The organism is Parafrankia irregularis (genome assembly GCF_001536285.1).
In the GTDB taxonomy this organism is placed as follows: Bacteria; Actinomycetota; Actinomycetes; order Frankiales; family Frankiaceae; genus Parafrankia; species Parafrankia irregularis.
In genome coordinates this window covers 213,541-227,011 of the sequence record NZ_FAOZ01000003.1, presented here as the reverse complement: position 1 = coordinate 227,011, position 13,471 = coordinate 213,541, and the positions used below count along the sequence as shown (strand labels likewise).

At 69.2% G+C, this 13,471-nt stretch carries 10 protein-coding genes; all 10 read left to right on the top strand.

The annotated features are described in order from the left end of the window. The first annotated feature begins 58 nt into the window (after window positions 1-58). Entirely contained in the window at window positions 59-1,441 is a 1,383-nt protein-coding gene (locus AWX74_RS05915; protein ID WP_091272434.1) for an aromatic ring-hydroxylating oxygenase subunit alpha, read from the top strand. A gap of 70 nt (window positions 1,442-1,511) precedes the next feature. Further along, window positions 1,512-3,338: a flavin-containing monooxygenase gene (locus AWX74_RS05910; RefSeq protein ID WP_091272432.1), complete on the top strand. Its 1,827-nt coding sequence runs from the start codon at window positions 1,512-1,514 to the stop codon at window positions 3,336-3,338. 40 nt (window positions 3,339-3,378) lie between these two features. Beyond that, on the top strand, window positions 3,379-4,302 hold the full coding sequence (locus tag AWX74_RS05905; protein WP_091272429.1) for an SDR family NAD(P)-dependent oxidoreductase: 924 nt from the start codon (window positions 3,379-3,381) through the stop codon (window positions 4,300-4,302). 78 nt (window positions 4,303-4,380) lie between these two features. Beyond that, window positions 4,381-6,087 carry a thiamine pyrophosphate-binding protein gene (locus AWX74_RS05900; protein WP_091272426.1) on the top strand — a complete coding sequence of 569 codons (1,707 nt, stop codon included), beginning with the start codon at window positions 4,381-4,383 and terminating at the stop codon, window positions 6,085-6,087. Window positions 6,088-6,157: 70 nt separating this feature from the next. Further along, the gene (locus AWX74_RS05895; protein WP_091272423.1) at window positions 6,158-7,576 is read left to right on the top strand and encodes an aldehyde dehydrogenase family protein; all 1,419 of its coding nucleotides are present in this window, start codon (window positions 6,158-6,160) and stop codon (window positions 7,574-7,576) included. Between the two features lie 258 nt (window positions 7,577-7,834). Then, window positions 7,835-8,818, top strand: coding sequence for an acrylyl-CoA reductase (NADPH) (gene acuI, locus AWX74_RS05890; protein WP_091272420.1), 984 nt, complete (start codon window positions 7,835-7,837; stop codon window positions 8,816-8,818). Window positions 8,819-8,836: 18 nt separating this feature from the next. Further along, on the top strand, window positions 8,837-10,060 hold the full coding sequence (locus tag AWX74_RS05885; RefSeq protein ID WP_091272417.1) for a MaoC family dehydratase: 1,224 nt from the start codon (window positions 8,837-8,839) through the stop codon (window positions 10,058-10,060). Window positions 10,061-10,065: 5 nt separating this feature from the next. After that, a complete protein-coding gene (locus tag AWX74_RS05880) occupies window positions 10,066-11,823 on the top strand; it encodes a class I adenylate-forming enzyme family protein (RefSeq protein ID WP_091272414.1) in 1,758 nt (585 codons plus the stop codon). A gap of 50 nt (window positions 11,824-11,873) precedes the next feature. After that, on the top strand, window positions 11,874-12,713 hold the full coding sequence (locus AWX74_RS05875; RefSeq protein ID WP_091272411.1) for a TauD/TfdA dioxygenase family protein: 840 nt from the start codon (window positions 11,874-11,876) through the stop codon (window positions 12,711-12,713). Beyond that, window positions 12,710-13,468, top strand: a complete 759-nt coding sequence (locus AWX74_RS05870; RefSeq protein ID WP_242666092.1) for an SDR family NAD(P)-dependent oxidoreductase — start codon at window positions 12,710-12,712, stop codon at window positions 13,466-13,468. Before AWX74_RS05875 ends, AWX74_RS05870 begins: the two co-directional genes overlap by 4 nt. The last annotated feature ends 3 nt before the right edge of the window (window positions 13,469-13,471 follow it).

Below are 13,471 nucleotides of genomic sequence, written 5' to 3'. Positions count from 1 at the left end.
CCACAGCGCGTCCACGTTCTACCTCCCGACTATCTCCCACCCGGGTTGGAGAAATGTCATGACAGAGACTGTCGAAAACCACCAGGACACGGCGCCGCCGTCGGCCGAGAAGTTCTCGGAGCCGCTCACCATCGGCGTCGAGGCGTATCTCTCGCCCGAATACGCCCGGGCCGAGCGTGACAAGCTGTGGCGCAAGGTGTGGCAGCAGGCCGGCCGGGTCGAGGAGATCCCCAAGGTCGGCGACTTCCTCACCTACGAGATCCTCGACGACTCGATCATCATCGTGCGTACGGCGCCGGACCGGATCCGCGCCTACCACAACGTCTGCTCGCACCGAGGCCGGCCGCTGGTGGACGTCGCGCCGGGTGCCCACGACGCCCGCGGCCGCAAGCGGCAGTGGGTCTGCGGGTTCCACGGGTGGCGGTACAACCTGGATGGCGAGAACACGTTCATCGCCGAGCGCGACGACTGGAAGTGCGGCCTGACCGAGGCGAACACCCGGCTGCCCGAGGTGAAGGTCGACACCTGGGGCGGCTGGTTGTGGATTAACCTGGATCCCGAGGCCGGCCCGCTGCGGGAGTACCTGGAGCCCGCGGCCACCCTGCTCGACCCGTTCCAGCTGCAGAACATGCGGTTCCGGTGGCGCAGGTGGCTCGTCTTCGACTGCAACTGGAAGGTCGCCCTCGAGGCCTTCATGGAGACCTACCACGTGCCGTACACGCACCCGGAGTTCATGAGCTTCGGTGCCTTCCTCGGCTGGTCCCGGGCCCAGGGCATCCACAGCAACATCGGGTACGACGCGCCCAAGGACATGGACGAGAACCAGGCGAAGCTGCGGGTGGGCAGCGGTGCCGACGCGCGGCTGTCCACCGCCGAGCTGCAGAACTTCACCTGGGAGAACGCCAACACCAACACGACGAAGACCCTCGTCGACGTCGCGAACCGGCTGGCCGACGACCTGCCGGAGGGCACCCCGCCGGCCGAGGTGCTCCAGCACTGGCTGGCCACCGCCCGGGCCGAGGACGCCGCCCGCGGCGTGGTGTGGCCGACCGTCGAACCGGCTGCGGTGGGGGCCAGCGGGACGGCCTGGCAGATCTTCCCGAACTTCCAGATCGGCCACGCGCTGAACAACATGCTCTGCTACAGCGCCCGGCCCTACGGCTACGACCCGGACAAGTGCATCTTCGAGGCGGCCGTCTACGAGCTGTTCCCCGAGGGTGAGGAACCGGCGACCGAGTGGGAGTTCACCCCGCCGGACGACCCGGGCTGGCGCACCGTCCTTCCGCAGGACTTCTCCAACATGGCCGCGATCCAGCGGGGCATGAAGACCGCCGGTTTCACCGGGCCGAAGCCGAACCCGTACCGCGAGCGCACCGTGGTGAACCTGCACCACAACCTTGCCCGCTACATGGGCACCGGCGAACCGCGCCCGCTCACCTAGAACCTCGTCCAGAACCGCGCCTTCAAAGCCACCTCACCGCGTCACCGATATCACGAACCGAGGACCTCGCATGTCCCAGTGCGCTCCCACCGAGACGCCCGAGATCGACCAGGAAGCCCTGCGAACGAAATACCTTCACGAGCGGGACAGGCGGCTGCGGACCGATGGCCAGCACCAGTACCTGGTCGCCGAGGGCGGTTTAGAGGAGTTCCACACCGCAGACCCGTACATGCCGGTCGTGCCGCGGCTGCCGATCACCGAGGAGATCGAGGTCGCCGTCCTCGGCGGTGGCTTCGCCGGACTCATCGCCGCGGCCCGGATCAGGCAGGCCGGTGTCGAGGACGTCCGGATCATCGAGCACGCCGGCGACTTCGGCGGGGCCTGGTACTGGAACCGCTACCCGGGCATCCAGTGCGACACGGACAGCTACTGCTACCTGCCGCTGCTCGAAGAGACCGGCTACATGCCGAAGCAGAAGTACGCCTTCGGTGACGAGGCCTACGAGCACTGCCAGCGCATCGGAAAGCATTTCGGCCTCTACGACAAGGCCATCTTCCACACCCTGGTCCGTTCCCTGGAATGGGACTCGGAGATCCGGCGCTGGCGGATCGGCACCAACCGCGACGACGAGATCCTGGCGCGTTTCGTCGTCATGTGCCAGGGGCCGTTCAACAAGCCGAAGCTGCCGGGCATCCCCGGGCTGGAGACGTTCACCGGGCACACCATCCACACCGCCCGCTGGGACTACGAGTACTCCGGTGGCACCCTCAGCGGCGGGCTGGAAGGGCTCGCCGGCAAGAAGGTCGCGGTCGTCGGCACCGGCGCCAGCGGTGTGCAGGTCATCCCGCACATCGCGAAGGCGGCGGAGCACCTGTACGTCCTGCAGCGCACGGCGTCGTCCATCGACGAGCGTGGTGACGTGCCGACCGATCCGGAGTGGGCCGCGTCGCTGAAGCCCGGCTGGCAGGCCGAGCGCCAGCGCAACTTCCACACCGCCGCGTTCGAGGCCTTCGGGCCGGGCCAGCCGGACCTCGTCTGCGACGGCTGGACCGAGATCAGCCGCAACCTGGCCGCCCACCTGGACGCCACCAGCGGCTGGGCGGCGCTCGCCGATCCCGCGAAGTTCGTGGAGCTGCGGGAGACCGTCGACTACCAGGTCATGGAGCGCCTGCGCGCGCGTATCGACGAGATCGTCGAGGACCCGGCGACGGCCGAGATCCTCAAGCCGTACTACCGCTTCCTGTGCAAGCGGCCCTGCTTCAACGACCAGTACCTGCCGACGTTCAACCGCCCGAACGTCACCCTGATCGACGTCGCCGACACGAAGGGCGTCGAGCGGATCACGGAGAAGGGCTTCGTCGCGCACGGCGTCGAGTACGAGGTCGACCTCATCGTCTTCGCCAGCGGTTTCGAGATCACCACCGACCTCGACCGCCGGTTCGGCATCGCGCCGTACGCCGGCCGGGACGGCCTCTCGCTCTACGACAACTGGGGCGAGGGTTACCGCACGCTGCACGGCATCATGACCCACGGATTCCCGAACCAGTTCTTCACCGGGTTCGTCCAGGGCGGCGTCACCGCCAGCACGACGCAGATGTTCGTGCAGCAGGCCGACCACATCGCGTACGTCATCTCCACCGCGCTCGAGCGCGGCGCCACCTCGGTGGAGCCGACCCTCGAGGCGCAGGACGCCTGGGTCTCGACCATCCGGGCCGGCGCTATCGACAACAGCAACTTCGAGCGGGAATGCACGCCCGGTTACTACAACAGCGAGGGCGAGAAGAAGCGCCGCTCGCATCTGGGCGACCCCTACTGGCCCGGCTTCTACGTGCTGGAGGACCTGTTCAGGGCCTGGCGCGACACCGGTGAGCTCGAAGGCCTCGTCCTCGACAAGTGACCGGCCCAGCACTCGCCATGTGCGTCAGGAAGGAGCACTGATGTCGGAACTGCGCTTTGACGGTCGGGTCGCGGTGGTCACCGGCGCCGGCCGGGGTCTGGGCCGGGCCTATGCGCTGCTGCTCGGGTCCAGGGGTGCCAAGGTCGTCGTCAACGACCTGGGCGGAACCATGCGCGGCGACGGGGCCGACAACGGGCCCGCCGACGAGGTCGTCAAGGAGATCATCGCCGCCGGGGGTGAGGCGGTCGCCTCGCTGGACTCGGTCGCGACCGCCGAGGGCGGCCAGGCGATCATCCAGACGGCGCTCGAGAACTACGGCCGGATCGACATCCTGATCCACAACGCCGGCAACGTGCGCTACGCACCGCTGACGGAGATGACGTACGAGGACTTCGACGCGGTGCTCGACGTCCATCTGCGTGGTGCCTTCCACGTGGTCCGGGCCGCCTTCCCGGTGATGGCCGAGGCCGGCTACGGCCGCATCGTGCTGACCTCGTCCATCGGGGGGCTGTACGGCAACAAGGCGGTCGCCAACTACGGGACCGCCAAGGCCGGCATCATCGGGCTGACGAACGTCGCCGCGCTCGAGGGCGCCGAGCACGGCATCACCTGCAACGCCATCGTCCCCGGCGCGCTGACGCGGATGGCCGAGGGCATCGACACCTCGGCCTACCCGCCCATGGGACCGGAGCTCGTCGCGCCGGTGGTGGGGTGGCTCGCGCACGAGTCCTGCTCGATCACCGCCGAGCTGCTGGTGGCGATCGCGGGACGGATCGCCCGCGCGTTCGTCGCGGAGACCCCCGGCGTGTACCAGCCCTCCTGGACGATCGACCAGGTCGCCGAGCGGATCGAGGAGATCCGGGACAGCAGCGACCCCTGGGTTCTCCCGGTCGTCCCGTCCGCCCACGTCGACCACATCGTGCGGAGCTTCGCGATGGCGACCGCAACCGCACCGACGGACTGACTGCAAGACGGACTTACTGAAAGGGGGAAGGGGATCCCGGGCCGGTCGTCGACGACCGGCCCGGCCCCCTGACTACCAATGGGTGTGAAAGTCTACGAGCGCATTCTCGACCTTTTCGAGGCCGAGGGCATCAACACCATCTTCGGCATTCCCGACCCGAACTTCGTGCACATGTTCCACCTCGCCGAGGAGCGTGGCTGGAACGTGGTCGCGCCGCATCACGAGGAGTCCGCCGGTTTCATGGCGGAGGCGGTCTCGCGGATGACCGGCAAGGCCTCGGTGTGTATCGGGACCCTCGGCCCGGGTGTGGCGAACCTCGCCGGCGCGATGATGTGCGCCAAGGTCGAGAACTCGCCGGTCATCTTCCTCGGTGGGCAGCGGGCCCGGATCACCGAGCAGCGGGTCCGCCGTGGCCGCATCCAGTTCGTGAAGCAGGCCGAGCTGTTCGATCCGTCGGTGAAGTACAACGCCAGCATCGAGTACGCCGACCAGACCGACGAGGTGATCCGGGAGGGCCTGCGCAAGGCCCTGTCGGGCACTCCGGGCCCGGTCTACATCGAATACCCCTCCCACGTCATCCTGGAGGAGCTCGATGTTCCCGCGCCGCTGCCTCCATCGGCCTACCGCCTGGTCAACCAGACCGCCGGCCAGGACCGGATCGACGCCGCCGCCGCGGCCATCCGCGCCGCCAGCCAGCCGATCCTGCTGGTTGGCCACGGTGTGCACACGGCGCGGGCCGGAGAGTCGGTGAAGGCGCTGGCGGATCTGATGGCCGCCCCCGCCATCCAGACCTCCGGCGGCACCTCGTACATCAGGGGGCTGGAGGACCGCACCTTCCCCTACGGCTTCTCGCCGTCGGCGGTCGACGCGGTGGTGAAGTCCGACCTGGTGGTGGCGATCGGCACCGAGCTCGGCGAGCCAGTCCACTACGGGCGGGGCCGGCACTGGCTCGCGAACGAGGCGAACCGCACCTGGATCCTCATCGAGCAGGACCCCGAGGCCATCGGCGTCAACCGTCCGATCGACGTCCCACTGGTCGGTGACCTGCGCGCGATCGTCCCGCAGCTGGTCGAGGCGCTGAAGGAGACCCCGCGCACCGCCACGCCGGAACTCGCGGAGTGGATCAAGCAGGACGCCGACCGGCTCGCGGAGCTGGCCCAGACCGCGCCGTCGGGCCTGTCCCCGGTGCACCCGGCCCGCCTGATCGTCGAGGCGACCAAGGCGTTCCCGTCGGACGGCATCATGGTCCGTGACGGCGGCGCGACCACGATCTTCGGCTGGACCTACTCGCAGGCCAAGCCGAACGACGTGATGTGGAACCAGAACTTCGGCCACCTGGGCACCGGCCTGCCCTACGCCGTGGGCGCCGGCGTCGCGGCCGGCGGCGAGCGGCCGATGATGCTGATCACCGGCGACTCCTCCTTCCAGTTCCACATCGCCGAGCTGGAGACCGCCGCCCGGCTGAACCTGCCGCTGGTCTGCGTCGTCGCCGTCGACTACGCGTGGGGCCTGGAGGTCGGCGTCTACAAGCGGACCTTCGGCCAGGGCTCGCTGGAGACGGGCACCCACTGGAGCACGAACACCCGCCTGGACAAGGTCGCCGAGGGCTTCGGCTGCTACGGCGAGTACGTCGAGCGCGACGAGGACATCGCGCCCGCCATCAAGCGCGCGTACGCCAGCGGAAAGACGGCCGTCATCCACGTCGCCGTCGATCCGAAGGCGAACTCGGAGGAAATGCCGAGCTACGACGAGTTCCGCACCTGGTATGCGGAAGGCACCCAGTGACGAGCGTCACACATCATCCCTATGATGGCCGTTCGCATACTTCAGGCTCAGGAGAGGGGTTCGTCCAGTTATGCGTGAAGCACTGAAGTTCTACATCGGCGGGGAATGGGTTGACCCGGCCCAGTCCGGAACCTTCGACGTGGTGAATCCCGCCACCGAAGAGGTCGCCGGAAAGGTGGCCGCGGGTTCCGCCGCGGACGTCGACCGTGCCGTCGCCGCCGCGAAGGCCGCGTTCCCGGGCTGGTCGGCGACCACCCGCGAAGAGCGGATCGCCCTGCTGGAAAGCATTCTCGACATCTACCAGAAGCGCATCCCGGATCTCGCCGCGGCGCTGACGGAGGAGATCGGAGCACCGGCCGCGCTCGCCGGCGGCTTCCAGATGGGTCTCGGTGCTGGCCACCTCACCACCGCGATCGAGGCCCTGAAGACGTTCGAGTTCGAGGAGGTTCGCGGCGCCTCGCTGATCGCGCGGGAGCCGATCGGGGTCTGCGGCCTGATCACGCCGTGGAACTGGCCGGTGAACCAGATCCTGGTGAAGCTCATCCCGGCGCTGGCCACGGGTTGCACCACCGTGCTCAAGCCGTCGGAGAACTCGCCGTTCACCGCGCAGATCCTCGCCGAGATCCTCGACGCCGCGGGTGTTCCGGCCGGGGTGTTCAACCTCGTGCAGGGCGACGGCCTCGGCGTGGGAGTTCCGCTGTCGGTCCACCCGGACGTCGCCATGATCTCCTTCACCGGCTCCACCCGCGCCGGGATCGAGATCGCCCGCAACGCCGCCCCCACGGTCAAGCGGGTCACCCAGGAGCTCGGTGGCAAGGGCCCCAACATCGTCCTGGACGACGACGCCTTCGCCGAGAACGTCGGCAAGGGCGTGGCTGGTGTGATGCTCAACTCCGGCCAGACCTGCAGCGCGGCGACGCGGATGCTGGTGCCGGCGTCCCGGATGGACGAGGCCATCGAGGTCGCGCGCGCGGCCGCCGAGGCGACCACGGTCGGTGACCCCACCACCGACGTCGCCATCGGCCCGGTGGTCTCGGGCGCCCAGTTCGACAAGATCCAGGCGCTGATCCAGAAGGGCATCGACGAGGGCGCGACGCTCGTCGCCGGCGGCACCGGGCGCCCGGACGGCCTGGAGAAGGGCTTCTACGTCAGGCCCACCGTCTTCGCCAACGTCGACAACGACATGACCATCGCCCGCGAGGAGATCTTCGGGCCGGTGCTGACGATCCTCGGCTACACGGACGTCGACAACGCGGTCGAGATCGCCAACGACTCCGAGTACGGCCTCGGCGGCGCCGTCGCCGGGGCGGACCTCGACCAGGCCCGTGCCGTGGCCCGCAGGCTTCAGGTCGGCTGGGTCGTGATCAACGACGGATTCGACTTCGGTGCCCCCTTCGGCGGCGTGAAGAAGAGCGGGAACGGCCGTGAATGGGGCCCGCTCGCCTTCGACGAATACCTCGAGACCAAGGCAATCGTCGGCTATCAGTAGGCGCCCTGCCGCTCCTTTCGCTTCGTCTCTTGTGAGCGTGAGGGACGGGCAGGGCCGGACAACGCGCGCCGTGCCGTGGGAAGGCCTGCGGCACGGCGCCGATGGTGTGGTGCGGCACTGAAACGTGCCCCCGTCGCGGGGGTCACGCAAACGCTCAGCCTTTTCCGTCGTCGACACGAAACCGCGGCATCGCTGACCGTGGTCCGTGGGCGGTGCGACGGAGAAGGCTAACCTGTGAGAAAGGGCTTGGGTTCTCCGATGTTCTCTGCGATCCTCATCGAAAAAGGTGAGTCCGGTCAGTCCGTCAGCGTCACGAGTCTGGACGAGGCGGCGCTTCCGGAAGGTGACGTCACCGTAGAAGTCGAGTACTCGACGCTGAACTACAAGGACGGCCTGGCCATCACCGGCAAGCTGCCCGTGGTGCGGAAGTTCCCGATGGTGCCCGGCATCGACCTGGTCGGCGTCGTCACCGACAGCTCGCATCCGGCCTGGAAGCCCGGCGACCGGGTCGTGCACAACGGCTGGGGCGTCGGCGAGACGCACTGGGGCGGCCTCGCCCAGCGCGCCCGCCTCAAGGGCGACTGGCTGGTGCCGCTGCCGTCCGCGTTCACCCCCCGCCAGTCGATGGCGATCGGTACCGCCGGCTACACCGCGAGTCTCTGCGTGGACGCCCTGCTGAAGTTCGGCGTCCGTCCCGAGCAGGGCGAGGTGCTGGTGACCGGCGCGACCGGCGGCGTCGGCAGCGTCGCGGTGGCCCTGCTCACCAAGGCGGGGTTCAAGGTCGCGGCGGCGACGGGGAAGGCCTCGGAGGCCGACTACCTCGCCGAGCTCGGTGCGGTGACGGTGCTGGATCGCGCGGAGCTGTCCGAGAAGGGCAAGCCGATGCAGAAGGAGCGCTGGGCCGGCGTCGTCGACACCGTCGGCAGCCAGACCCTGGCCAACGCCACCGCGCAGACCCGTTACGGCGGTGCCATCGCCGCCTGCGGCAACGCCCAGGGCATGGATTTCCCCGCCTCGGTCGCCCCGTTCATCCTGCGCGGGGTTTCTCTGCTCGGGATCGACAGCGTGATGGCGCCGTCCACCCCGCGCCTGGCCGCCTGGTCGCGGCTCGCGGCGGACCTGGACCCGAAGGCACTGGAGCTGATCGCCGAGGAGATCGCGCTGGGCGACGTCATCGCCGCCGCCGGCCAACTGCTCGACGGCAAGGTCCGCGGCCGCATCGTCGTCGACGTCAACCGGTAGCAGGGGAGCACGCAGAGCATGAGTGAGGCATTGGAGAACCCCGAGGCCCTCGAACTGGACCTCACCGACGTCGAGCACCGGGTGGGCAAGCCCATCGGCGGCGGGCAGCTGTGGGAGCCGTGCCAGGCGAGCGACATCCGCCGCTGGGTGATGGCGATGGACTACCCCAACCCGTTGCACTGGGATGAGCAGTTCGCGAAGAAGACCAAGTTCGGTGGCATCATCGCGCCGCAGTCGATCGCTGTCGGGCTCGACTACGGCCACGGTGCGGCCCCGGCCTGCGTGGGCTACATTCCCGGCAGCCACCTGATCTTCGGCGGCGAGGAGTGGTGGTTCTACGGCACCCGGGTGCGGGTCGGCGACAAGCTCTACCAGAAGCGCCGGTTCCACGACTACAAGGTCGCCGAGACCAAGTTCGCCGGGCCGACGATGTTCTCCCGCGGCGACACCGTGCACCACAACCAGGTCGGTGACCTGGTCGCCCGCGAGCGCTCGACCGCCATCCGCTACCTCGCCGCCGAGGCGGAGAAGCGCGGCATGTACGAGAGCCAGCTCGGCGAGATCAAGCGCTGGACGCAGACCGAGCTCGCTGAGATCGACAAGCTGCGTCACTCCTGGCTGCTGTCGAACCGGGACGGTGTGTCCCCGGCGTTCGAGGAGGTGAAGGTCGGCGACGTGCTGCCGCGCCGTGTCATCGGCCCGCACAGCATCGCCAGCTTCACCACCGAGTACCGGGCGTTCCTGTTCAACATCTGGGGCACCTTCGGCTGGGTCGCGCCGCCCGGCATCGAGGACCCCTGGGTCTACCAGGACCCGGGCTGGACCGAGGGCTTCGGCTTCGACGAGGAAGGCGCCAAGATCGACCCGCGGCTGCGCGACGGCCTCTACGTCGGCCCGTCGCGCGGCCACATCGACGCCGACCGCGCCAGCGACGTCGGCATGGCCCGCGCCTACGGCTACGGCGCCACGATGGGCGCCTGGTGCACCGACTACCTCGCCTACTGGGCCGGCCACGAGGGCATGGTCCGCCACACCAGGGCGAGCTTCCGCGGGCCGGCGTTCGAAGGGGACGTCACCTACTTCGACGCCGAGGTCGTCGGCAAGGAGGAGGGGTCCGTCTGGGGCGTCCCGCTGGTCCAGGTGCGGCTGCGCCTGACCAACCAGGAGGGCGTCCTGCTCGTGGACTGCACCGCGGAGGTCGAGCTCCCGTACGCCGCCGAGCGCGAAATCACCGGGGACTGAGCCGAATGACCACGGTGAACGCGAACGACTCCACCTGGTTACCGTCCGTCGTTTCGGGTCCGCCGCTGGCCGAGGAGCCGGGCCTGGGGTCGCTGACCCTGCCCGGCTTCCTCCGGGAGGTCACCGCGACCTACGGTGACCGCGAGGCCCTGGTGTGGCGCACGGCCGACGGAGTCGAGCGCTGGACCTACACCCAGCTGTGGGACCGCGCGGTCGAGGTCGCCAGCGCTCTGCGCGCGGTCGGCGCCGGCAAGGACTCCCGGGTCGGCGTCCTCATGACGAACCGCCCGGAGTGGATCTCGGCGGTCTTCGGGGTCACCCTCGCCGGCGGGGTCGCCGTCGTGCTCAGCACCTTCTCGACGGCGGCCGAGCTCGAGCACCTGCTCCAGGTCTCCGGGACGTCGGTGCTGCTGTTCGAGCAGATGGTGGTGAAGAAGGACTTCGCGGCCGTGCTGACGGAGCTCGAGCCGGAGATCGGCAAGGCTCGCCCCGGCGAGCTCCAGTCCGCCCGCTTCCCGTTCCTGCGCCGCCTCGCCGTGATCGGCGGGCCCGGTGCAGCCGGCGGGACGGGTGCACCGGGTGCGGCGGGTGGCGCGGGTGGCGCGATCGAGTCCTGGGCGGACTTCCTGGCCCACGGGCGTGACGAGCCGCGGGAGCTGGTGGAGGCGACCGCGGCGTCGGTGGCACCCAGCGACCTGGCGGCGCTGTTCTTCTCCTCCGGCACCACCAGCAAGCCGAAGGGCATCCTGAACTCGCACCGGGGCATCGCCATCCAGCTGTGGCGGTTCCGGCGCATGTACCGGTTCGAGCCGTCGGACGACCTCCGCAGCTGGGCCGCCAACGGCTTCTTCTGGTCGGGTAATTTCGGAATGGTCCTGGGCTCCACCTTCTCCACCGGTGGGTCGGTCGTCCTGCAGGCGACGATGGTCCCCGAGGAGTCGCTGGAGCTCATGCAGGCGGAGCGGGTCAACTTCCCGTTCGCCTGGCCACACCAGTGGGCGCAGCTGGAGTCGGCGCCCAACTGGAAGGACGTCGACCTCAGCGCCATGCGGTTCGTCGACACCGCCACCGCGCTCGCCCGTCACCCCACCGTGTCGGCGAACTGGCACGAGCCGGGCCACGCCTACGGCAACACCGAGACCTTCACGCTCACCACCTGCTTCCCGGCGAACACCCCGCCCGAGACGCACCGGGGCAGCAGCGGCCCGGCCCTGCCCGGGGTGACCGTCAAGATCGTCGACCCGCTGACGGGCCAGGTGCTGCCGCGAGGCGAGCAGGGCGAGATCTGCGTCAAGGGCCCGACGCTCATGCTCGGCTACCTCGGCATCCCACTGGACGAGACCCTCGACGCCGAAGGCTACTTCCGGACCGGCGACGGCGGCTATCTCGACGATGACGGCCTGCTTTTCTGGAAGGGCCGGCTGAACGACATCATCAAGACCGGAGGTGCCAACGTCTCGCCCCGTGAGGTGGACGAGGCACTGAAATCCTGCCCCGGGGTGAAGGTCGGCCTCACCGTCGGCGTGCCGCACGAGACCCTCGGCGAGATGGTGGTCGCCTGCGTCGTTCTCCACGACGGCACGGACGTCGGCGCGGAGGAGATCCGCGGGTTCCTGCGGGAGCGGCTGGCGAGTTACAAGGTCCCGCGCCAGGTCCTTTTCTTCGACGAGGCCGACATCACCCTCACCGGCACCGCGAAGGTGAAGACCGCCGATCTGCGCAAGCTGGCCGCGGACCGCCTGGAAAGCGTGGGAGTGCTCTGAGGAACAGGATTTTTTGAGAAACGGAGTGCTCTGAGAAGGGAGCTTTGACGATGGCCACTCTGGTCACACAGAAGCTGGGGGAGTACGTCGGGGCGGAGGTACTCGACGCCGACGCGGACCGGCTCCTGCACGACGAGGACCTGCCCGGAGCCTGCCTGGACGCGCTGGAGGAGCACGGCGTCCTGCTCTTCCGCGAGCTGAACCTCGACTACGCCACTCAGGTCGCGTTCTGCCAGCGGCTCGGTGAGCTGCTGACCTTCCCGAAGACGCCGCCGTTGGACTTCCCGGAGATCATGGAGATCAACTGGGATCCGTCGAACCCGCGGTCGGACTACTTCCGCGGGAACACCGCCTGGCACCTCGACGGGGCGCTCGACCCGGGCAATCCGCCGAAGGCGTCGGTGATGAGCGGTGGTGTGGTCACCGACAGCGGCGGCGAGACGGAGTTCGCCAGCACCTACGCCGCCTACGACGCCCTTTCGGCGCAGGAGAAGGAGGAGTTCGGCAAGCTGCGGGTCATTCACACGCTGGAGGCGATCCTGCGGCCGGCCTACCCGAATCCGACTCCGGAACAGCGCGCGGACTGGGCGAAGCGCCCGGCGAAGGAGCACCCGCTGGTGTGGCGGCACGAGTCGGGGCGGCGTTCGCTGGTGTTCGGGTCGACGACGTCGCACATCGCCGGTATGGACGAGACCGAGGGCCGGGCGCTGCTCGACGAGCTGGAGCGGCGCGCCACCACCCCGGACCGGGTGCTGTCGCACACCTGGACCCAGGGCGACATGGTGATCTGGGACAACCGGGGCCTGGTGCACCGCGTTCGCCCGTTCGACCCGGACGTGCCCCGCCGGATGTACCGGACGACCCTCGCCGGCGACGAGCCGATCCAGTGAACGTGGACACGGCGCGCGCGCGCACGGCCATCGTCACGGGCGGCGCCTCGGGGATCGGGCTGGCGATCGCCCGCCGGCTCGCCCGGGAAGGGGCGAGCATCGCGATCTTCGATATCGACGGCGAGGCCGCCGCGGCCGCGGCGGCCTCGATCGAGGCCACCGGTGGCCGGGCCCGCGGCTACCCCGTCGACGTCACGGACCGGGCCGCGATCGACACCGGGGTCGAGCGGACCCGTGACGAGCTCGGCCGGCCGACGATCCTGGTGAACAACGCCGGCATGACACCGGCCAGCCCCTTCCTCGACCTCAGCTTCGAGACCTGGAGCCGGTCGATCTCCATCAACCTGGACAGCGTCTTCCACTGCTGCCAGGCGGTGCTTCCCGCCATGCTGGAGGAGGGCTGGGGACGCATCGTCAACATCTCCTCGTCCAGCGTCCACAGCGGCTCCCCGCGGCTGGGCGCCTACGTCTCGGCGAAGTCAGGGGTCGTGGGCCTCACGAAGGTCCTCGCGCTCGAGTTCGGCCCGCGGGGCATCACCGTCAACACGATCCCGCCGGGCTTCATCGACACCCCGATGCTGCGCGACGCGGAGAAGAACGGCGTGATGAACGTCGAGCAGCAGACCGCGAGGACCCCGGTCGGCCGGATCGGCCAGCCGGAGGACATCGCGGCGGCGTGCGCGTTCCTCGTTCGTGACGAGGCCGGTTACATCACCGGCCAGGTCTTCGGCGTGAACGGCGGTCGCAACACCTGACAC